The organism is Streptomyces sp. NPDC047085 (assembly GCF_040643735.1).
Classification (GTDB): Bacteria; Actinomycetota; Actinomycetes; order Streptomycetales; family Streptomycetaceae; genus Streptomyces.
In genome coordinates this window covers 51,317-72,444 of sequence record NZ_JBEYUW010000017.1, presented here as the reverse complement: position 1 = coordinate 72,444, position 21,128 = coordinate 51,317, and the positions used below count along the sequence as shown (strand labels likewise).

The 21,128-nt window shown below is 74.1% G+C and carries 15 protein-coding genes and 1 pseudogene; 5 read left to right on the top strand and 11 right to left on the bottom strand.

Translation table 11 applies throughout. The features are described 5' to 3' along the window. Window positions 1–51: 51 nt before the first annotated feature. Window positions 52–1,215 (top strand): exonuclease SbcCD subunit D, encoded by a 1,164-nt coding sequence (locus ABZ865_RS37780; RefSeq protein ID WP_361240613.1) that lies wholly within the window; start codon window positions 52–54, stop codon window positions 1,213–1,215. Next, entirely contained in the window at window positions 1,212–4,202 is a 2,991-nt protein-coding gene (locus ABZ865_RS37775) for an SMC family ATPase (protein WP_361240610.1), read from the top strand. Before ABZ865_RS37780 ends, ABZ865_RS37775 begins: the two co-directional genes overlap by 4 nt. 21 nt (window positions 4,203–4,223) lie before the next feature. Here ABZ865_RS37775 and ABZ865_RS37770 read toward each other — a convergent pair whose 3' ends face one another. Continuing rightward, window positions 4,224–4,670: an Lrp/AsnC family transcriptional regulator gene (locus ABZ865_RS37770; RefSeq protein WP_361240607.1), complete on the bottom strand. Its 447-nt coding sequence runs from the start codon at window positions 4,668–4,670 to the stop codon at window positions 4,224–4,226. Between the two features lie 94 nt (window positions 4,671–4,764). On the opposite strand from ABZ865_RS37770, the gene ABZ865_RS37765 reads away from it, so the two are divergent. Both ABZ865_RS37765 and ABZ865_RS37760 read left to right on the top strand, forming a co-directional pair. Then, the gene (locus ABZ865_RS37765) at window positions 4,765–5,238 is read left to right on the top strand and encodes a rhodanese-like domain-containing protein (RefSeq protein WP_361240604.1); all 474 of its coding nucleotides are present in this window, start codon (window positions 4,765–4,767) and stop codon (window positions 5,236–5,238) included. A gap of 35 nt (window positions 5,239–5,273) precedes the next feature. Next, on the top strand, window positions 5,274–5,789 hold the full coding sequence (locus ABZ865_RS37760; protein ID WP_361240601.1) for an immunity 21 family protein: 516 nt from the start codon (window positions 5,274–5,276) through the stop codon (window positions 5,787–5,789). Between the two features lie 76 nt (window positions 5,790–5,865). On the opposite strand, the gene ABZ865_RS37755 is transcribed toward ABZ865_RS37760, so the two are convergent. From ABZ865_RS37755 to ABZ865_RS37730, 6 genes are all read right to left on the bottom strand, one after another. Beyond that, on the bottom strand, window positions 5,866–7,095 hold the full coding sequence (locus ABZ865_RS37755; protein ID WP_361240598.1) for a cytochrome P450: 1,230 nt from the start codon (window positions 7,093–7,095) through the stop codon (window positions 5,866–5,868). A 35-nt stretch (window positions 7,096–7,130) separates the two neighbouring features. Then, window positions 7,131–8,522, bottom strand: coding sequence for an FAD-dependent oxidoreductase (locus ABZ865_RS37750; RefSeq protein ID WP_361240595.1), 1,392 nt, complete (start codon window positions 8,520–8,522; stop codon window positions 7,131–7,133). Continuing rightward, window positions 8,512–8,757 carry a ferredoxin gene (locus tag ABZ865_RS37745; RefSeq protein WP_361240592.1) on the bottom strand — a complete coding sequence of 82 codons (246 nt, stop codon included), beginning with the start codon at window positions 8,755–8,757 and terminating at the stop codon, window positions 8,512–8,514. The genes ABZ865_RS37750 and ABZ865_RS37745 overlap by 11 nt, the downstream gene beginning before the upstream one ends. A gap of 160 nt (window positions 8,758–8,917) precedes the next feature. Continuing rightward, on the bottom strand, window positions 8,918–9,595 hold the full coding sequence (locus tag ABZ865_RS37740; protein WP_361240589.1) for a hypothetical protein: 678 nt from the start codon (window positions 9,593–9,595) through the stop codon (window positions 8,918–8,920). Window positions 9,596–9,809: 214 nt separating this feature from the next. After that, on the bottom strand, window positions 9,810–11,501 hold the full coding sequence (locus ABZ865_RS37735) for a DUF885 domain-containing protein (RefSeq protein ID WP_361240586.1): 1,692 nt from the start codon (window positions 11,499–11,501) through the stop codon (window positions 9,810–9,812). A gap of 57 nt (window positions 11,502–11,558) precedes the next feature. Further along, the gene (locus ABZ865_RS37730) at window positions 11,559–12,038 is read right to left on the bottom strand and encodes an Lrp/AsnC family transcriptional regulator (RefSeq protein WP_361240583.1); all 480 of its coding nucleotides are present in this window, start codon (window positions 12,036–12,038) and stop codon (window positions 11,559–11,561) included. 60 nt (window positions 12,039–12,098) lie between these two features. Between ABZ865_RS37730 and ABZ865_RS37725 the strand changes: the two genes are divergently transcribed. Then, entirely contained in the window at window positions 12,099–13,298 is a 1,200-nt protein-coding gene (locus ABZ865_RS37725) for a PLP-dependent transferase (protein WP_361240580.1), read from the top strand. Window positions 13,299–13,397: 99 nt separating this feature from the next. Here the strand turns inward: ABZ865_RS37725 and ABZ865_RS37720 are convergent, their stop codons facing one another. From ABZ865_RS37720 to ABZ865_RS37705, 4 genes and pseudogenes are all read right to left on the bottom strand, one after another. Then, on the bottom strand, window positions 13,398–14,846 hold the full coding sequence (locus tag ABZ865_RS37720; RefSeq protein WP_361240577.1) for a GNAT family N-acetyltransferase: 1,449 nt from the start codon (window positions 14,844–14,846) through the stop codon (window positions 13,398–13,400). A gap of 142 nt (window positions 14,847–14,988) precedes the next feature. Beyond that, window positions 14,989–17,652: a DUF6493 family protein gene (locus ABZ865_RS37715; RefSeq protein WP_361240574.1), complete on the bottom strand. Its 2,664-nt coding sequence runs from the start codon at window positions 17,650–17,652 to the stop codon at window positions 14,989–14,991. After that, a pseudogene (locus ABZ865_RS37710) lies at window positions 17,649–19,054 on the bottom strand (SWIM zinc finger family protein). The gene ABZ865_RS37715 and the pseudogene ABZ865_RS37710 overlap by 4 nt, the downstream one beginning before the upstream one ends. Window positions 19,055–19,302: 248 nt before the next feature. After that, on the bottom strand, window positions 19,303–20,889 hold the full coding sequence (locus ABZ865_RS37705) for an alkaline phosphatase D family protein (protein ID WP_361240571.1): 1,587 nt from the start codon (window positions 20,887–20,889) through the stop codon (window positions 19,303–19,305). Window positions 20,890–21,128: the final 239 nt, after the last annotated feature.

The following is a 21,128-nucleotide window of genomic DNA, read 5'->3' as shown; positions in this document are numbered from 1 at the left end:
TACGGGAGTAACCGCCCGTGATGTCAGACCCGGCGGTTAGTCTCGAGGATCATGAGACTCCTGCACACGTCCGACTGGCATCTCGGCCGAGCCTTCCACCGGGTGAACATGCTCGGGGCCCAGGCCGAGTTCATCGGTCACCTCGTCACCACCGTGCGCGAGCACGCCGTGGACGCCGTGGTCGTGTCGGGAGACGTGTACGACCGCGCGGTGCCCCCGCTCGCCGCGGTCGAGCTGTTCGACGACGCCCTGCACCGCCTCGCGGACCTCGGCGTCCCCACGGTGATGATCTCCGGCAACCACGACTCGGCCCGCCGCCTCGGCGTCGGCGCCGGGCTGCTGGACCGCGCCGGCATCCACCTGCGCACCGCGCCCTCCGCCGCCGGGACCCCGGTCGTGCTCACCGACGCCCACGGGGACGTCGCCTTCTACGGGCTGCCGTACCTGGAACCCGCGCTGGTCAAGGACGAGTTCGCGGTCGACAAGGCCGGGCACGAGGCCGTGCTCGCCGCCGCCATGGACCGCGTCCGCGCCGACCTCGCCACGCGCGCGCCGGGCACCCGTTCCGTCGTCCTCGCCCACGCCTTCGTCACCGGCGGCCGCGCCAGCGACAGCGAGCGCGACATCACTGTGGGCGGGGTGGCCGCCGTACCGGCCGGAGTCTTCGACGGTGTCGACTACGTGGCGCTCGGACACCTGCACGGCTGCCAGACCCTCACCGAGCGCGTGCGCTACTCCGGCTCCCCGCTCGCGTACTCCTTCTCCGAGGCCGACCACGTCAAGAGCATGTGGCTCGTCGACCTGGACGCCGCCGGCTCGGTCACCGCCGAGCGCCTCCCCTGCCCCGTGCCGCGCCCGCTGGCCCGCGTCCGGGGCACCCTGGACGACCTGCTCGCCGACCCGGAGCTGACCCGCCACGAGGACGCCTGGGTCGAGGCGACCCTCACCGACGCCGTCCGCCCGGCCGACCCCATGGCCCGGCTCACCGCGCGCTTCCCGCACACCCTCAGTCTGGTCTTCGCCCCCGAGCGGGCCCCGGACGACCCCGACGTGTCGTACGCCCGCCGCCTCGCGGGCCGCGCCGACCAGCAGATCGCCCAGGACTTCGTCGCCCATGTGCGCGGCGCCGGACCCGACGAGCAGGAGGCGGCCGTGCTCCGCGAGGCCTTCGACACCGTGCGCGCCGCCGACGCCGTCCGGGAGGTGGCGCGGTGAGGCTGCACCGGCTCGACATCACCGCCTTCGGGCCCTTCGGCGGCTCCCAGACGGTGGACTTCGACGCGCTGTCCGCCGCCGGGCTGTTCCTGCTGCACGGCCCCACCGGCGCCGGCAAGACCTCCGTCCTGGACGCCGTCTGCTACGCCCTCTACGGCTCCGTGCCCGGCGCCCGGCAGAGCGGCCAGGGCACCCACCTGCGCAGCGACCACGCGGATCCCGGCACCCGCACCGAGGTGCGCCTCCGGCTGACCGTCGCCGGACGTCGGCTGGAGATCGTCCGGCAGCCGCCGTGGGAGCGGCCCAAGAAGCGCGGCACCGGCACCACCCTCGACAAGGCCCAGACCTGGCTGCGCGAGTACGACGCCACCACGCGCGCGTGGAAGGACCTCAGCCGCTCCCACCAGGAGATCGGCGAGGAGATCACCCAGCTGCTCGGCATGAGCCGCGAGCAGTTCTGCCAGGTCGTCCTGCTGCCTCAGGGCGACTTCGCCCGCTTCCTGCGCGCCGACGCCGAGGCCCGCGGCCGGCTGCTGGGCCGCCTCTTCGACACCCAGCGCTTCGCCGACGTCGAGAAGCGGCTCGCCGAACGCCGGCGCGCCACCGAGGCCCGGGTGCGCGAGGGCGACGCCGCGCTGCTCGCCGACGCGCACCGGATGCAGCAGGCCGCCGGCGACGCCATGGAACTGCCCGAGCTGGCCCCGGGCGAGCCCGGCCTCGCCGAAGCGGTCCTCGGCGCCGCCGCCGTCGCCCGCAGCACCGCCCGCGAGCGCCTCACCGTGGCCCACTGCCGGCTCACCGCCGCAGAGTCCGCCCAGGCGCACGCCCAGCGGACCCTGGCCGAGGTACGCGAACTCGCCCGGCTGCAGAGCCGCTTCGCCGAGGCCCGGCAGCGCGCCGAGCGCCTCCAGGAGCGGTCCGGCGCCCACCGCGAGGCGCAGCAGCGCATGGAGCGGGCCCGCAAGGCGGAGACCGTGGCGCCCGCGCTGGAGCTGCGGGAGGACGCGGAGGCCGCGCACCGGCGGGCCGCGGCCGCCGAGACACACGCGCGCGGGATGCTGCCCGACACCTACGCCGACGCAGGCGCCGCCGGGCTCGCGGCCGCCGCCCGCCGCGCCGCCGAGGAACTGGGCGGCCTGGAGTCGGCCCGGCGCGCCGAGCAGCGGCTCGCCGACCTGGTCGAGGAGCGCGACGGACTGGACCGGCAGGAGCGCGCCGACGAGGACGTCCTGCGCGAGGCGGACACCTGGCTCGCCGAATGGGACGCCACACGCACGGCCCTGCAGAGCCGCGTCGAGACCGCCCAGGAGGCTGCGACCCGCGCCGAACAGCTCGCCGTCCAGCGCGAACCCGCCCGGCGGCGGCTCAACGCGGCCCGCACCCGGGACGAGCTGGCCGCGGACCTGGAGGAGGCGCAGCGCCGGGCGCTCGCCTCCGAACAGGCCGCCCTGGACGCCCGCGCCCACTGGCTCGACCTCAAGGAACAGCGGCTGAGCGGCATCGCCGCCGAACTGGCCGCCCACCTCACCGACGGCGAGCCCTGCGCCGTCTGCGGGGCCACAGAGCACCCCGCCCCGGCCCGCAAGGTCGCCGGGCACGTCGACCGCGAGGCCGAGGAGCACGCCCTCGCCGCCTACCAGCGGGCCGACGAGCGGCGCACCGAGGACGAACGGCGGCTCGGCCTGGTCCGCGAGGCACTGGCCGCCGCCACCGCCGAGGCCGGCGACACCCCCACCGCCCGGCTGGCCGCCGAGGCCGACGCCCTGGAGCAGGAGTACGCGCGCGCCCGCCGCGACGCCTCCTCCCTGCACGCCGCCCACGAGGAACTGCGGCAGGCCGAGCGCGAACGCGAGCAGCGCCTGGAGGCCCGCCAGCAGGCCGCCGTCCGCGCCGCCTCCCGGCTCACCCGGCGCGAGACCCTGGAACGCGAACAGAGCACTCTGGAAGCGGAGTTGGCGCAGGCGCGCGGGGCCGCCACGAGCGTCGCCGCCCGCGCCGCACAGCTGGAACGGCAGGCGGCCCTGCTCACCGAGGCCGCCGACACGGCACGCGCCGCCGAGGACGCCGCCCAGCACCTCAAGGACGCCGACGCCCGCCTCGCCGACGCCGCCTATCGCGCCGGCTTCGACACCCCGGCGGCCGCCGCCGACGCCCTCCTGGACGACGCCGCCCACCGCGAGCTCCAACACCGCCTGGACGCCTGGCAGTCGGAGGAGGCCGCCGTACGCGCCGTACTGGCCGAGGCCGACACCGCGGCCGCCGCCCAGCGGCCGCCCGCCGACCTTGGCGCGGCGGAGCAGGCCGCGGCCGAGGCGGAACGGCGGCTGCGCGAGGCCGCCTCGGCCCGCGACGCGGCCGCCCGCTGCCGCACCGAACTGGACCGCCTCTCCACCCGCGCCACGGCCGGCGCCCGCGCCCTCGCGCCGCTGCGCGAGGAGTACGACCGGGTGGCCCGCCTCGCCGCCCTCACGGCGGGCACCTCCGCCGACAACGAACGCAAGATGCGCCTGGAGTCGTACGTGCTGGCGGCCCGTCTGGAACAGGTCGCCGCCGCCGCGACGGTCCGGCTGCAGCGAATGTCGGCCGGCCGCTACACCCTCGTCCACTCCGACGACCGCACCGGACGCGGCCGCAGCGGGCTCGGACTGCACGTCGTGGACGCCTGGACCGGCCGGGAACGCGACACCGCGACCCTGTCCGGCGGCGAGACCTTCTTCGCCTCCCTCGCCCTGGCCCTCGGACTCGCCGACGTCGTCACCGACGAGGCCGGAGGCGTCCGCCTGGACACCCTCTTCATCGACGAGGGCTTCGGCAGCCTCGACGACCAGACCCTGGACGAGGTCCTCGACGTCCTCGACTCACTGCGCGAACGCGACCGCAGCGTCGGCATCGTCAGCCACGTCGCCGATCTGCGCCGCCGCATCCACGCCCAACTGGAGGTCGAGAAAGGGAGATCGGGGTCGACGCTGCGGCAGCGGGGCCTGTGACGGGTCGGTGGGCGCGCGCCCTCAGTGCCCGAGCGGACGCCGGGGCAGAGGAGAGGAGTACACCACGCTGGTGGTCACCGAGCCCAGCGCGCCGATCTTCCCCGATATCTCCTCCAGATGCGACATGGAGCGCGCGGTGACCTTGATGACGAAGCAGTCGTCGCCCGTGACGTGGTGCGCCTCCAGGATCTCGGGCGTCGCGGCCACCAGATCGTGGAAGGGCTTGTAGTTGCCGTTCGGGTACCTCAGGCGCACGAACGCGAGAATCGGCAGACCGAGCCGCTCGGGGTCGACGACCGCCGCGTACCCCTGGATGACCCCGGACTCCTCCAGGCGGCGCACCCGTTCGGTGACCGCGCTCGGCGACATGGAGACGGCGCGTGCCAGCTCGGCATAGCTGGCCCGTCCGTCCCGCTGCAGGACCTCGAGAATGCGCCAGTCGGTGGCGTCCGGGGAATACATGGTCATCCGGGATGGATAGCAGGGGAATCCCCGGCCGGACAAGAGGAAGCCCGGGATTCCCCACTTCAGGCAGCGGCCTGGCGCGCCTAGATTTCTGGCCATGATCACCGACACCGTGAACCCCGTCCTGCGCGTCGCCCCCGCCGCCCCGGCCGACGCCGCCGCCTACTTCCGGGCGAGCCTCGCCTTCCACGCCGACGTCTCCGACGTGGCCGCCGCGCTCGCCGCGGGCGGCGACCCGGGCTTCGTCGTGGTCGACTCCCGCTCCACCGAGTCCTGGGACCAGGGCCACGTCCCCGGCGCGGTCCACCTGCCGACCGCGCTCATCCCCGAGCAGGCCGAGCGGCTCCTCGACAAGTCCGTGCCGGTGGTGACGTACTGCTGGGGCCCCGGCTGCAACGGCGCCACCCGTGCCGCCCTCGCCCTGGCCGAACTCGGCTACCAGGTCAAGGAGATGCTCGGCGGCTTCGAGTACTGGGCGCGCGAGGGCTTCGCGTACGAGACCTGGCAGGGCAGCGCGCGGCGCGACGCCGACCCGCTGACGGCACCCGTCGAGGGCGACTGCGGCTGCTGACCGGCCGGTCCCGGGTGCCGTGTAGGTTCGCCCCCATGGTGCGATACGCGGATCCGGGTGCGCTGGAGTGGGTGGAGTCGGGCGGTGGCCCGCTGATAGCGGTCCCGGAGAAGGTGCTGCCGTTCTGGGCGGGCGCCGACAGCGAGGATCTGGACACCGACTACGACCGCGCCTGCGAGGTCGACGGCTACGTCGGCCTGCTCCCGGTCGGCGACAGCGCGGCCCTGGTCCTCGGCGACGAGCCCGCCGCCACCTCCTATCTGGCGGACCACGGCACCTTCGTACGATGGTCCGCCGCGTACTCGGAGGACGCACTGCTCGCCGGCGCCCGCGCCGCCCTGGACACCGCCGTCTGGGAGACCGAACTGCGCTGGCACGTGCCCGGCCCGGTCGTGCTGTTCGACTCGGCCTGGCCGGGCGCGGGAGCGGACCGCGCGGAGCACCTCTGCGTCCCGCTGGAACCGGGCACCTACGCCGTGCGGGCCGCCTACACCCGGCCGGAGCCGGAGACCTGGGTGGGTCTGGTCCAGCTCCGGCGGATCGCGAACTGACCCGGGCGCGGGCCGCCGTTCACGGCGCCGGACGCCCCGGGCCTCGACACAGGGCGTCTCACGGGGAGACCGCGCCTCAACGCAGGCCGCTGAAGGCGACGTTCAGATGGCGGGGACCGCGCAGCAGCGGGTTCTCCCGGTACGGCGGCGGGTCCTCGACGAGCCGGGGTTCCTCCAGCCGCCGGGCCAGTTCGGACAGCGCGAGCTGGGTCTCCAGCCGGGCCAGCGGGGCGCCGAAGCAGCTGTGGACTCCGCTGCCGAAGCCGAGGTGCCGGATGTCCCCGCGGTCGGGGTCGAACCGGTCGGGGTCGCGGAACCGCTCCGGGTCCCGGTTGCCCGCGGCGAGGACCAGCCAGATCCGCGAGCCCTTCGGGATCGTGACCCCGCGCACCTCGATGTCGGTGATGTTGGTGCGCTGCGGGACGAACTGCACCGGCGGCTCGTACCGCAGCAGCTCCTCCACGATCTTGACCGACAGGTCCGGATCCTCCCGCAGCCGCGCCAGGATCTCGGGGTGACGCAGCAGCGTCAACATGCCGTTGGTGATCAGGTTGACCGTCGTCTCGTGCCCGGCGATCAGCAGGAGCACCGAGGTGGCCAGCACCTCCATCGTCGACATCGAGCCGTCCGGCCCCCGGCTGCCCGCCAGATCGGACAGCATGTCGTCGCGCGGCTCCTTGATCCGCTGCTCCACCAGCCCGGCCAGATACATCCCGAGCTGCACCCGCGACTCCTGCGCCGCCTTCGAGGCGACCGGATCCAGCTGCGTCCGGGGATCGAGGCCGGCGACGATCGGATCGACCATGCTGCGGAAGCGCGGCTCGTCCTCCCGGGGCACGCCCAGCAGCCGGCAGATCACGGTGACCGGGAAGGGATAGGCGAACTGGTCCACCAGGTCGATCTGCCGGGCGTCCCCGAACGCGTCGATCAGCTCGGTGACGATGGCCCGCATCTCGTCCCGCATGTCGTTCACCCGGTGCGGCCGGTGCGGCGGCCCGAAGGCGCTGTTCGCGATGCGCCGCAGCCGGTCGTGCTCCGGCGGGTCCAGCCGGATGAAGGACGGCGGCAGCCCCGTGTCCTCGGCCTGGGAGAGCGTGTTGTCCCCGGCGGCGGCCAGGTTGGCGGCGTCGGAGCTGATCCGCGGGTCGTGGAGCAGGCTCTCGATGTCCCAGTACGAGCTGATGATGTACGGGCCGTCCGCCTCCTCGTGCAGCACCGGCGTCTTGCGTAGCTCCGCGTACAGCGGATACGGGTTGGCGCGGTTCGCGTAGTCGACGATCTGGCGCGCCAGTGAGGCTTGCGTCATGACAGGTCCTTGGAGCGTCGGGGCACAGGCGGCGGTCAGTGGCGGGCGGGGGTGAAGACCAGCCGGCGCTCGGCCGGCGAGTAGCCGCTGAGGGTCACGGTGGGACCGTGGGTGGGCAGGGCGGGGTCGGGGAAGTCGGACGGGACCGGCTGCCGGCCCTCGGGACGCCGGTCCACCGTGGTGTACTCGACCGGGAACGGTGCACCCCGCTCGATCTCCCGCTGGTAGAACTCCAGCCACTTGGCGTTGTCGAAGGCCACGGCCGCCACGATCCGGCCCTGATGCCCGTAGACACCGACGAACCGGCGCTCCGCCAGCGAACCCTGCGTGATCATCAGCTGCTCGCCCATGGGCGGCACGCCGACCGACTTGATGTTCACCCCGAACTGCGAGGACCAGAAGGCCGGCATCCAGATGTGCGGGCGGCGGTCGGCGGGCGGGCAGATCATGTTGTGCGCGGCGGTCTCGCCCTGGGAGACGGCGTTGCCCCAGTGCTCGAGCGAGAGGAACTGGTAGCCGAACATCGGGTGCGGGGAGCGCGCGACGTCACCCGCGACGAAGACGTTGTCCGTGACGATGCCCCGGAAGTCGAAGGCCCGGCAGCCCGCGTCGCAGGCGATGCCGCGCGGGCCCGCGCCCAGCCCCGACCCGGTCAGCCACTCGGTGTTGCGCAGCGAACCCAGCGAGACGATCACGACATCCGCCTCGACGACGCTCGCGTCGGACAGATGGACGGCGCGCACCCGGCCGGCCGAGTCGCCCTCCAGCATCGTCACCGTGACCCCGGTGCGCAGGTCCACGCCGTTCTCGGTCTGGATGTCGGCGGCGACCGCGCCGATCACTCCGCCGAGCGCGCCCACCAGCGGGGCACCGGCCCGTTCCGCCACGGTGACGGCGAGGCCCATCTCCCGGCAGGCCGAGGCCACCTCCGAACCGGCGAACCCGGCCCCGATCACGAACACCCGCCGCGCCCCGGCCTTCAGCCGTTCGACCAGCCCGACCGCGTCGTCCCGGGTGCGCAGCACGAAGACGCCGTCGAGCCGCGCCTCCGCCTCGTTCGGCCAGGGCCGGGCGCGCACGCCGGTCGCGATGAGCAGCCGGTCGTACTCCACCGCGTCCCCGTCGGAGAGCTGGACCCGCATGGCCGACAGGTCGAGTCCGGTCGCCGCGACACCGAGCCGCCACTTCGCGTCGACGTTCCGGAGACGGGGCAGATCCGTGTGGTTCGGGGACGCCTTGCCCAGCAGCACCCCCTTGGACAGCGGCGGCCGGTCGTACGGTTCGTACGGCTCGTCCCCGACGAGGGTGAGCGAGCCGGCGAAGCCCTCCTCGCGCAAGGTCTCGGCGGCCCGCAGTCCGGCCAGCGAGGCGCCGACGATCACGATCCTGCCCTCGCGCCGGAGCCAGTCCATGTAGTCAGCTGCCATCGGAGGACTCCCGTGCGGATTCCCCGGCAGGCCCGTGCGCGCCGTCCAGACCGTCGGCCGTGATCGCCTGTACCGGGCAGGCGGCGACGGCCCGGGCCAGCCGTTCCCGCTGTTCCTCCTGTGCCAGCGGGTTGTAGATCAGCGACTCCTCACCGTGCATGGCGAAGATGTCGGGAGCGAGGAACGCGCACTGGGCGTACCCCTGGCATTTGTTGAGATCGACGACGAGCCTCATCGACGCTGCGCCCTTCCGGTGGCCAGGTCCGGTGCACACGGCCCACTCTCCACAGGCGCTCCCGGACGGCGGTCGTCCCCCGTCCGCCAGCATGCGAGACCGGCACGGGACCCGCGCGCCCTGGCACGCCGATCGGGTGACCGGCCGGGGCCCGGCCGGTTCACGAGCCCGCTGCGGTACGGGGCCGGGTGCGGCGGGCCACCGTGAGGATGTGCAGGCTGAGCAGCAGCGACCAGGCCGGGAAGACCAGTTCCGCCCACGGCACGTTCGACGAGGCGAGGAGCAGCGTCAGCGCGGCGAGGAAGCCGATGGTCGTGAGCCAGCGTGGCAGTGTGCCCAGACGGTGCCCGATCACCGACATCGACGACACGAAGACGGCCGCCATCCGCATCGCGTACTCGGTCATCAGCCCGTAGGCGAGGTGCCGGCCGAAGTTCCGGGCGGCGAGCCCCGCGGTGCCGCCGGAAGGGGGCCCGAGATCGAGCACGCCGGTGGCCGCCGCGGCCGAACCGAACATGGTGGCCGTGAACACCAGCCCGCTGCCGAGGAAGACGGTGGCCAGGAACCTGTCCTCGACCTCGCCGACATGGGCCCGTACGGCGCCGACGAACCACAGGAAGAAGATGCCGGCGAACGGGACGAGCGCGATCGCCGTCCGCACCGCGTGGCGCTGCCCGGAGTCGGTGAACCCCTGGACGTCCGCCGCGTCGGCCCCTTCGGGAAGGCCCAGCCGGATCAGGACCATCGCCGCCGCCAGCAACAGCGCGAACACGACCCCGGACAGCCCGGCCGCCCGCGGAGTCTCCAACGCCTTCTGCCGCGGCTCCTTGCCCTCCACAGCCGGCCCACCTCCTCCACATCGCCCCTCTGCCCCAGCAAGCCGCGTGCCCTCCGCGTGCGCTACCGGGAGGGGGCCGTACGGCCGAGGGGGAGGGGGCAGGGGGTCGGTGGGGTGCTGAGCCGAGAGGGGGCAGGGGCCGGGGTGCGTGCTGTCACTCGCTCGCGCCCCGCCCCACCGCCTCCCTACCGTGACAGCCTTGAGCCCCGGGTGATCAGAGCCGGGACAGCTCGTCCAGCAGGTCGTCCAGGCCCAGCGAGCCCTGCGACAGGGCCGCCATGTGCCAGGCCTTCAGGTCGAAGGCGTCACCGTGCCGCTCGCGCGCCCGCTCCCGGCCCAGCAGCCACGCCCGCTCGCCGAGCTTGTAGCCGATCGCCTGGCCCGGAATCGTCAGGTACCGGGTCAGCTCGCTCTCCACGAAGTCCGCCGGACGGCTGCTGTACGTCCGGAAGAACTCCTCGGCCAGCTCCGGCGTCCAGCGCTCACCCGGGTGGAAGGGCGAGTCCGCCGGGATCTCCAGCTCCAGGTGCATGCCGATGTCGATGATCACCCGGACCGCGCGCATCATCTGGGCGTCCAGGTAGCCGAGCCGCTCCTCCGGGTCCGCGAGATAACCCAGCTCGTCCATCAGGCGCTCCGCGTACAGCGCCCAGCCCTCCGCGTTGGCGCTCACCCCGCCGACCGTGGCCTGGTAGCGGGAGAGGTCCTGGGCCACGTGCGCCCACTGCGCGAGCTGCAGGTGATGCCCGGGCACGCCCTCGTGGTACCAGGTCGACACCAGGTCGTACACCGGGAACCGGGTCTGCCCCATGGTCGGCAGCCAGGTCCGGCCGGGACGCGAGAAGTCCTCCGACGGACCCGTGTAGTACGGCGCCGCGGCCCCGCCGGGCGGGGCGATGCGCGACTCCACCCTGCGCACCCGCTCCGCGAGTTCGAAGTGCGTGCCGTCCAGGTCCTCGATGGCCTTGTCCATCAGGCCCTGCAGCCACACCCGGACCTCTTCGACGCCCTCGATGTGCCTGCCGTGCTCGTCCAGGTGCGCGAGCGCCACCCACGGAGTCTCCGCGCCGGGCAGCACCCTCTCGGCCTCCTTCCTCATCTCGCCGAGCAGGCGGTGGAACTCCGACCAGCCGTACGCGTACGCCTCGTCCAGATCCAGGTCGGTGCCGTTGAAGTAGCGGGACCAGCGCGCGTACCGCTCGCGGCCCACCGTGTTCGGGGCGCCCTCGACGGCCGGCGCGTACACGTCCCGCATCCAGTCGCGCAGCTCCACCACGGCGGCGGTCGCCGCGCGAGCCGCCTCGTCCAGCTCGGCCCGCAGTGCGTCGGGGCCCGCGGCGGCGAAGTCCTCGTACCAGCCGCGGCCCTGGCCGTCGGTGTCGGACCACTCGGTGAGCTGCTCGACGAAGGTCGTGGTCGGCCGCGGCGCCGCGTAGAGCTTGCGCTCCAGGCCCAGCTCCAGGCACTCCCGGTAGCCCGCGAGAGCGGCCGGCACGGCGCGCAGCCGCTCGGCGATCGCCGCCCAGTCCTCGTCCGTCTGCGTCGGGGTCACGGTGAAGATGTCCCGCACGGCGTGCCCGGGTGTGTGCATGTTGCCGACGGCGCGCAGATGTTCGTCCGCCTCGTGCACGGCGAGTTCGGCGGTCAGCCGCTCCCGCAGCAGCCGCCCGCACAGGCGCTCGACGTCGCTGTCCGCACCGGGCTGCCGCTCGGCCTCGTCCAGCCGCGCGAGCGTGGTCCGGGCCAGCTCCGCGAGGGCCTCCTGACCCGCCGGCGAGTAGTCGGGCAGCCTGCTCGAACTCTCCTTCACCCCGAGGAAGGTGCCGGTGACCGGATCGAGGGCGATGAGGTCGTCGACGTAGGCGTCGGCGACCTGGCGGGGCAGCGGGATCTTGGTCTCAGACATGCCGTCCATCCTCGTACCAGGACTGTGCCCGCGTCACCCATGCACCGGTGATTCAGCTCAGGGCGTGGCCCGGGGCAGCAGCGGACCGCAGTCCCACTGCTGGAAGATCAACCGGGTTTCCACCCGGGCCACTTCCCGCTGCGAGGTGAACTCGTCCAGCACCAGCCGCTGCAGATCGGCCATGTCCGCGACGGCCACGTGCACGAGGTAGTCGTCGGGCCCGGTCAGATGGAACACCGTCCGCGACTCCGGCAGCGACCGGATCCGCTCCACGAACGGCCCCACCAGCTCCCGCCGGTGCGGCCTGACCTGCACCGACAGCAGCGCCTCCAGCCCCCGGCCCAGCTTCGCGGGGTCCAGTCGCAGCTGGTGGCCGAGGATCACGCCCGAGCGGCGCAGCCGGGTCACCCGGTCCAGACAGGTCGACGGCGCCACGCCCACCTGCGCGGCGAGGTCGCGGTACGTGGTCCGGGCGTCGTTCTGCAACAGCCGCAACAGATGAAGATCCACCGGATCCAGTACGACGGATTCAGCCATTGGCCGAACGTAACACGGTGTTCGATCCAGGTCACCCGTCCGGTGTTCAACCTTCCGGCCATGGACTCAGCGAGCACTGGTGCCTACAACGCCGTACGCACCGCATCGAGAGCACTGGCCACCGAGGCCGTGCACGCCGGCCGCGACGACCTCGCCCGCCAAGGCCTGCACGCCCCGCCGATCGACCTGTCGACCACCTACCCGTCGTACGACAGCCGCGCCGAGGCCGCCCGCATCGACGCCTTCGCCACCGACGGCGCCGACCCGGCCGGACCGCCCATCTACGGCCGCCTCGGCAACCCGACCGTCGCCCGCTTCGAGACCGCCCTCGCCCGCCTGGAGGGCACCGAGTCCGCCGTCGCCTTCGCCAGCGGCATGGCCGCGCTCAGCGCCGTCCTCCTCGCCCGGTCGGCGGCGGGCCTGCGCCATGTGGTCGCGGTACGGCCCCTGTACGGCTGCAGCGACCATCTGCTCACCGCCGGGCTGTTGGGCACCGAGGTGACCTGGACCGACCCGGCAGGCATCGGCGACGCGCTGCGCCCCGACACCGGTCTGGTGATGGTCGAGACGCCTGCCAACCCCACGCTCGCCGAGGTCGACCTGCGCGCCGTCGCCCACGCCTGCGGCACCGTCCCGCTGCTCGCCGACAACACCTTCGCCACACCTGTCCTGCAGCGCCCCGCCGAGCAGGGCGCGCGGCTGGTGCTGCACAGCGCCACCAAGTACCTCGGCGGCCACGGGGACGTGCTGGCCGGTGTGGTGGCCTGCGACGAGGAGTTCGCGGGCAAGCTTCGGCAGATACGTTTCGCCACGGGTGGTGTCCTGCACCCGCTGGCCGGCTACCTGCTGCTCCGGGGACTGTCCACCCTGCCGGTGCGGGTCCGGGCCGCCTCCGCGACCGCCGCCGAACTGGCCCGCCGGCTCGCCGCCGACCCGCGCGTGGCCCGGGTCCGCTATCCCCGCCTGGGCGGCGCGATGGTCGCCTTCGAGGTGCACGGCGACCCACACGAGGTGATCTCGCGGGTCCGGTTGGTCACCCCGGCGGTCAGCCTCGGCAGTGTGGACACCCTGATCCAGCACCCCGCCTCGATCAGCCACCGCATCGTCGACGCCGACGACCGGCGCGGCGCCGGGGTGAGCGACCGGCTGCTGCGGATGTCGGTCGGCCTGGAGGACGTCGACGACCTGTGGGCGGACCTGGACCACGCCCTCGGCGTGCCCGCCCGTACGCCCGTGGCGCTCCAGGAGGCGATGAACTGACGGGCACGACGGCGCCGTTGACCAGCGCTGCGCCCTGAACCGAACGGCCGACGGCCCGGCGGGGGTCCGCCGGGCCGTCGGCCGTCCGTCGCTGTTGGCTCAGTCGCGGTGGGCGGGGCTGCCGATCCGGCCCGGCAGGGTGCCGTACGGAGGCCGGGAGACGACGGGAGTGGCGTCCAGGCGGGCCGTGATGACCAGCGTGCCCTCCTCGATCTGGTAGTCCAGGGGCAGCCCGAGGCCGCGCATCGCCGCGACCATCCCGGTGTTGGAGGACTGCGTCACGGCGTAGACGCTCTCGCAGCCCGCCTCCACCGCCATCGTCACCAGCCGGCCGAGCAGCTTGGAGCCGATGCCGCGCCGCTGCCACTCGTCCTCGATGAGCAGCGCGACCTCGGTCTCGTCGCCGTCCCACAGCAGATGCCCGAGGCCGACGATGCGGCCAGAGGTGGTCTGCGCGGCCAGGGTGCGCCCGAAGCGGGGGCTGAGCAGGTGCTTCAGATAGCGGTCCGCGTCGCCGACCGGTCCGTGGTAGCGCATGCCGAGGGTGCGCGGCGAGCACCGGTCGTGCATCTCCCGGGCCGCCGGCAGATCACCGGTGTCGACCCGGCGCACCATGATGTCGCTGCCCTCGGGCAGCGTCAGCACGTCCTGGCTGCTCGGGATGCGCGGGCCGAGCCGGCCGTCCAGGTCCACCAGCGCCCGCGCCCGAGCGAACTCGGTCGGCGTGAACGGCAGATACGGCCGCTCCACGGTCAGCACGCCGCCCTCCGGTGCCCGCAGCCGGATCACGGTGTCGTCGAGGACCCCCTCGGCCGGCACCGGCTCCGGCCCGCTGCCACCGCCGACCGGCCTGGCCGGCAGCGAGCGGATCGTGCACCGGCCCAGCAACTGCCTGAGCGCCAGCGGGAGTTCCGCCGCGTCCAGCGCGGTGCGGGTGGCGAGGCCGAGGACCCGGGTGGGGGCGTCGACCAGGTCGTGGGCGTCGGCCCGCTCGATCCAGGTGGACGTGCCGCCGGCCAGCGAGACCGCCCGGGTCAGCTCGGCCGCCGTCAGCGGCTCCGGCGCCCGCAGCAGGAACTCGTCCACCGTGCCCTCGGCCAGCGGGTGCGTCTGCAGGCTCAGGATGTCGACCCATTGTCCGGCCAGCGCCGTGCAGAGCGCGGCCAGCGAGCCCGGCTCGTCCTTCACCGTCGTCCGCATCCGCCACAGCGTGCTCGCCGCGGCCATCTCCGAGGAGGGCGCGGCGAGCCGCCCGGACGGCCCGGCCGGCCGCGCTGCCGCGGCCGGCCGGGCACCGGTATCGGAGGTCGGCGGTGCGTGTCCGTGGCGCCGTGCCCACCAGGTGTGGAAGGCCGCGGTCGCGGTCAGCACGATCGCCGAGATCACCAGCAGCGCCGGGCCGTCGGGCCCGTGTCCGATCAGGTTCGCCACCCCGTCCGCGACCGCGACGGCCGTGAACAGCGCGGCGAGCTCGACGAGGTCCCGCCGCCAGTGGTGGACGGGGCGTCCGTGCCTCGCCCGGTTCACATGAGACATGTCTGGAGTCATGTACCCACTGTGAAGGAACGGTGTTGCGTGATCACGAACTGTTTGTGACCGATGGGTAAAGCATGGCTATGACCTTTTTGCGCCACTTTTTACGGTCGGGGTCAGCGGACCCTCCGCCGGGGTCAGCGGGTGCTCCTACGGCTCAGGCGGCCACCTCCTCGACCAGGAGGTCCCGCAGGCGCCGGGCCTGGGTCACCAGCCGGGACGAGCCGCCGCGGGCCACGGTCTCCGCCAGGTGCGGCACGCCGCCCCGCGCCCCGGACCGCTCGGCGCAGTCCGCCGCCACGGCCAGCAGGTCCCCGAGGCCCCGGGCCGCCACGGCCGCCGCCTCCGGACGGGCGGTCGCGAGCCCGGCGAGCGGGACCGGCAGCGTGTGCCGGAGCACCTCCCAGATCGTCGCGTCGGCCCCGGTGGCCGCCGCCGTCCGCGCCGAGTCGGCCAGCCGCTGCGGCTTCACCGCGCCGCGTCCCACCAGCTCGCCCAGATCCGCGCCCAGCCGTGCCGCGTCGAGCTGCCCCCGCGAGGCGAGCACCAGCAGGGCGTCCACGGCGGCGAGCCGGTCCTCCTGGTGCCGCGCGCCGAGCCCGTAGGCCACGCACAGGTGCACGGCCTCGCCCGCCTCGCCGCCGGACTCGGCGAGCAGCGGCAGGACGGCGGCACCGCGGTCGTCCTCGACGGCCGTGTCCGCGAGATCGTGCAGCATCCGGGCCGCGACCAGCTCCCGTCGCTCCGGCAGCACGGCGAGCCAGTGCGGACGTATGGCCTGATTCCAGTGGTTGCAGCGCCAGCGGTCGGTGAAGACGGACATCGGATGACCGAGCCGCTGGAAGTCCTGCGGGAAACCGTCCAGCACCTCGGGCAGCTCGGCCGGCTCCAGCAGGATCCGCACGCCCTTGGTGCGCCGCCTGGTCGCGGGCAGGGTGTTGTCCGCGCTCAGCCAGCGGGCCAGCCGGGCCCCCTCCGGAGTGCCGAGCGCCCGGGCCCGACGCCCCGCCTCCTCGGCCGCCGCCCGGTCGTCCCGGCGGACCCGCAACAGGGCCTGGGCGAAGTCGGTCGCGCAGACCCGGGCGTCCAGACGCCGGTACTCGGCGAGGCGCGACACCAGTTCGTCCGGCTCCAGCAGGCCCGTGCTCCAGGTGGGCGTGGCCAGCAGCAGGGGCATCGGGTCCGTGCGCAGCCGGTACGCCACCTCGCGGATCCGGGCGTCGAAGGCCCGGGCGAGGGGGCTGTGCGGGCACTCGTGCTCCTCGGGACCGCGCCGTACCGCGTTGAGCAGCGTGGCCGTGCGCGCGGTGCCGTGCACGGTCGCGAGGAGCAGGTCGAGCGCCTCCTGGGCGCCGAGAAGGCCGTAGCGGGTGTTGCCGAACAGGTCGTCCGCGCGTGGCCAGCGCGGGTACTCGGCCGTCGCCCACCAGCGGTTCGCGATCACCGGCGCGAGCGCCTCGCGCAGCGCCGGGAGGTCCTGGTACGCGTGCCGCACCAGACCGTCCAGCGCCCGCTCGAACACGGCCACGTCACCGTCGGAGGCCAGCAGCGCCCCCAGCTCTTCGGCCACCTCCGCCGCCGATCGGGGCGCGGGCGCGAGCCGGACCGGCTCCGGGGCGGGCGGCAGCACCTCCTCGTACACCTCGGGCCCGGCGCCGTTCACGGCGGCGCCCAGCACGCCGGCCGCGCGCAGGCGCAGCGTCGGGGTCAGCTGCCCCGCTGCCCGGGCGAGTTCGCCGTGGACCTCGTCGGAGCCGACCTTCTTCGCGTGGCGCTCGACCAGCTTGAGCGCTCGCTCCTGCACCTGGGTGTCCTCGTGCCCGAACGCCTGCGCCACGACCGGCAGCAGTTCCTCCGCGGTATCGGCGTCGCGGGACAGGACCTTGCCGAGCAGCACCAGCTGGGCCCGCACGAGCTTCTTCTCGGCCCGGAACAGCAGCCCTTCGGAGGCCTCGGCCAGCTGCCGCGTGGTCAGGTCGCCGTCCAGCGCCAGGGCGGCGAGCACTTCTTGCGCGTGCGAGGCGACGGGGGAGACCGCGTCACGGGCGAGTGCCGTCCAGTCGGCGATCCGGGCCCGCTGCTCCTCCTGGGTGAGGCCGAGTTCGGTCAGCAGCGGAAGGAAGACCCGGTGGTCCGTGGGGCCCCCGCCGCGCAGCAGCCGGGCCACACAGGCGTCCACCAGGACGGCACGGTCCAGGAAGCCCTCCCGGGTCAGGGCCACGAGCGCGGCCCCCCAGGAATCCGGCCCGTGTCCGAGCGTCCAGCGGACCTCGGAGAGATCGGCGAGGGTGAAGAGCGCGCCGACCAGCGGGGCGAGGTTCGGTTCACGCCGCAGGTGATCGAGGACGGTGCCCCGGTGCCGGCGGAGGCCGATGTGCCGGATCCAGCCGACCACGTAGGCGTCCGTCAGCGGCACCTCGCACCCCGACCGGCTCACCAGTCCCGCCATCAGTTCGTACGGCACACCCGCCGACCCCGGCCGCTGGGCCAGCCGGTGGGCGACATCGGCCAGCCAGCCGCTGTCCCGGTGCTCCAGCGCCCGCAGCAGGGACGCGACGGGCGCCGGGCTCCAGCGCAGGTCCGCCGCCGCGAGCCAGGCCGCGGCCGCCGCCCGGCCCGTGTGGCAGGCGGCCCCGGCCAGGTGCAGCGCCGGATGGATCCGCTCCGACCTGCTCTCCCACCACGGCACCGCCCGCAGCTCCTTGCGCAGCTCCTTCAACTCGGGCAGGAACGCACGCCGTTCGGCATCCGTCATCCCCGTCAGCGCGCTCAGCGTCTCCGCCGTGCGGCCCGCCCGTACCGCCTCCATCAGCGCGGTCATCGCGCACCCCCCTGGATTCCGATCAGTTCCTGGTCCACCACGGCGCCCCGCCGCACCATCCGCACCGCCAGCGCGTGCTTGCACGGGCCCCGCCCGCCCCGGTACTTCGCCCACCACAGACAACTGCAGCTGAGCACCCCCGCCTCGTCCCGCACCCGGTGTGCGTGACCGTCCTCCGCGGTCACCGTGGCCACAGCGCCGTCCAGCGTCACCGCACCGGCCGCCACCAGCGCGCGGGCCGAGCGCAGCCGCGGGTTGTGCTTCTCGACGCGGTCGGCGTCGTAGGGAAGCTCCCGGTGGAAGTAGGCCGCCTCCGCCGTGTCGTATCCGACGCGGCCCGAGGTGCCGAGGCGGACCAGGGCGGCGCGCACCCGCTCGGGAGTGAGGCCCGCGGACGCGGCGAGGTCGGCCACGTCGATGCGGGGTTCCCAGGCGAGCAGCACCGCGATCAGCTCGGCGTCCCCGGCCGCCTCCTCCGTGGCGAGCGCGTCCAGGACGCCGCCCTCACCGGAGAAGCCGCGCGAGGCGTCCGGCGACAGCGTGAGCGTGAGCCGCATGCCGGGCAGCACGACCTCCCAGGCGGCGGCCGTGCCCGCCGCTCCGCCGACCGCGGGGCCGTACACCCGCAGGGCCGTCGCATGGCGCAGCACTCGCTGCAGCGCGGCCAGCCGCTGGGGCCCGGCAGGCACACCGCGCCCGGCACCGGCCGCGTCGTCGGCCGCAGCCCCCGGCCCACCGGGACCACCCAGCGCGGGCCGCCCGAGGCCCGCCGTGCCCCGCCCGACCTCGGCAGCCCGCGCAGGAAGCGCACCGCCTCGTCCGCCGGCAGCTCGGCTCGCAGGTCGAACCCGGCCGCGATCACCTGCGCCTCGGCGAAGCCGCGCAGCCACCGGTCGGGCAGCGGCACCTTCTTCTCCACCACCGGCCCGTCCAGGGTGGTGACCGCCAACTCGTCCGGACCGACCCGCAGATGGAGGGGATCGTCGGTCCCGATCCGGGACAGCGCCTCGCGCAGCGGGTGGTTCACGTCCACGTTGGTCGTGCCGTGCCCCACCTCGCCGCCGTCGAGACCCGGGGTGAGAACGTCCAGACGCGCGTACACCCCGCCGCAGCCGGAGAAGGACTCGAAGCGCAGCCGGTCGCCGTTGCCCGTCACCACCGGGTCGAGCGAGGCGCGCAGCTGCGGCTGGTAGTAGCGCGCGGCCGCCACGTCGGCCACCGCCAGCAGGGCTGCGGAGGCGACCTGAGGTGAGGTCAGAAAGCCCGCGAAGAAGCGCGGATGGTCCTCGACACCCCTGGGCGTCGCCCCCCGGGACGTTTCCAGCCCGAGGCGGCGGCCGTCCGTGTCGGAGTGCAGCGCGGAGGGTCGGCGATAGGCCACGGCCTGCAGTGATCGCGTCATGGAAAAACCGTAGAGGCGACCACTGACAATGGGCCTGACCTGCGAAGACGCCCACTCGACAGGGAAGTTGGCGGACGCGGAACCGCGCCGCGCACCGGGGGATGACGCCGGTGCGCGGCACGGTGACGAGGGTACGGGACCGGGCGGCCTCGACGGTCCGGCCCGCCGACCCGCACGTGCTGCGGTGGTCGGGCCGGAGGCGTTCCGGCGGTCGAGCCGGAGGCGCCGGGGGCCGGTCCGCCTGTGCTCTACTGGCCGACCAGGCCGGGCCGCAGCGTCTGGGTGAACAGCACCGTGCCGTCCTGCTCGCGCAGCCGTACCGTCAGCTCGCCGCTGCCGCCGTCGATGTCGACCTCGCCGAAGAACTGGTAACCACCGGCGGGCGAGACGTTCGACGCGGTCGGCGCCTTCACGAACACCCGCTCCGGACCGAACGTGCCGTCCAGCGCGCTGGCCGGGAACGCGCCGGCGTTGAGCGGCCCCGAGACGAACTCCCAGAACGGCTCGAAGTCGGTGAACGCGGCCCGCGAGGGCTGGTAGTGCTGGGCGGAGGTGTGGTGCACGTCCGCCGTCAGCCACACCGTGCCGGTGATCCGCCGGTGCTTGACGAACCGCAGCAGCTCGGCGATCTGCAGCTCCCGGCCGAGCGGGGCGCCCGGGTCGCCCTGCGCCACCGCCTCGAAGTTCGGCCTGCCCTCCGTCGAGTCCGGCACGACCAGCCCGATCGGCATGTCCGCGGCGATCACCTTCCACACCGCCCGCGACCGGGACAGCTCCCGCTTCAGCCACTCCAGCTGCTCACGGCCCAGGATGCCCTGCGGGTCGACGGTCTGGGCGTCGGGCGAGTTGGCGTTGCGGTAGGTGCGCATGTCCAGCACGAACACGTCCAGCAGGGGGCCCTGGCGCAGCACGCGGTGGACGCGGCCCTCCTTCGCGCCCGGGCGCAGCGTGGAGATCGGGAAGTACTCGCTGAACGCCCGCCGGGCGCGCGCCGCCAGTACGTCGACGCTCTTCTCGGTGTACCGGGCGTCGGTGGAGGCGATCACCTCGCCCGGGTACCAGTTGTTGCGGACCTCGTGGTCGTCCCACTGGATGATCGACGGCACCTGGGCGTTGAACCGGCGCAGGTTCTCGTCCAGCAGGTTGTAGCGGAAGTTGCCCCGGAACTCCGCGAGGGTCTCGGCGACCTTCGCCTTCTCCTCCGTGGTGATGTTCCGCCAGGTGCTGCCGTCCGGCAGGGCCTGGGTCGCGGCGATCGGGCCGTCGGCGTAGATGTTGTCGCCGCTGCACAGGAAGAAGTCCGGGTCCAGCTTCGCCATCGCGTCGTAGATCCGGTAGCCGCCCCGGTCGGGGTTGATGCCCCAGCCCTGGCCCGCCAGGTCGCCCGACCACAGGAACCGCACGCCGTCCCGGCGGCGCCGCGAAACGGTGCGGAAAGTGCCGGTCACCGGCTCTCCGGTGCGCCGCGGGTCGTCGGGGTCGGCGAGCAGCACGCGGTAGTGGATCTGCTCGCCGGACGGCAGCCCGTGCAGCCGGGTGGTGCCGGTGAAGTCGGTGTCGGGGCCCAGCAGCGGGCCGTGCCATCTGCGCGGGTCGCGGAACGACTCGGTGGCCGACGTCTCCACGATCATCCGGGCGGGCCGGTCCGAACGCACCCATACCAGGCCGGAGTCGACGCCGATGTCGCCCGCCTGCACGCCCCAGCCCGCCTCGGGGCGTCCGGAGCGGGCGAACGCGGGCGCCGCGCCTAGGCCCACGGGCAGGGTCAGGGCCGCCGACGCGGCCAGGGAGCCGCGCAGAACGCTGCGACGGCCGGGAAACGGACGGTGTGACATGGCTGCGCCTCCTGGAATGGGATCCGGCCAGTGTGCAGAGCCACACCTACTGGTGCGCGGCGGCGCGCACGCGAACCGCGAGTGAACAACGGTCCCTTGCAGCGCACGTGACACGGCCCGACCCGCGTGTGAGAGAGAGCTGCACCCGCCCGCGTGACACGGCCCGACCCGCGCGCCAAAGGGCTTGACCCGCGTGCCTGACACGGCCCGGCCCGCGCGTGTGACAGGGCTGGACCCGC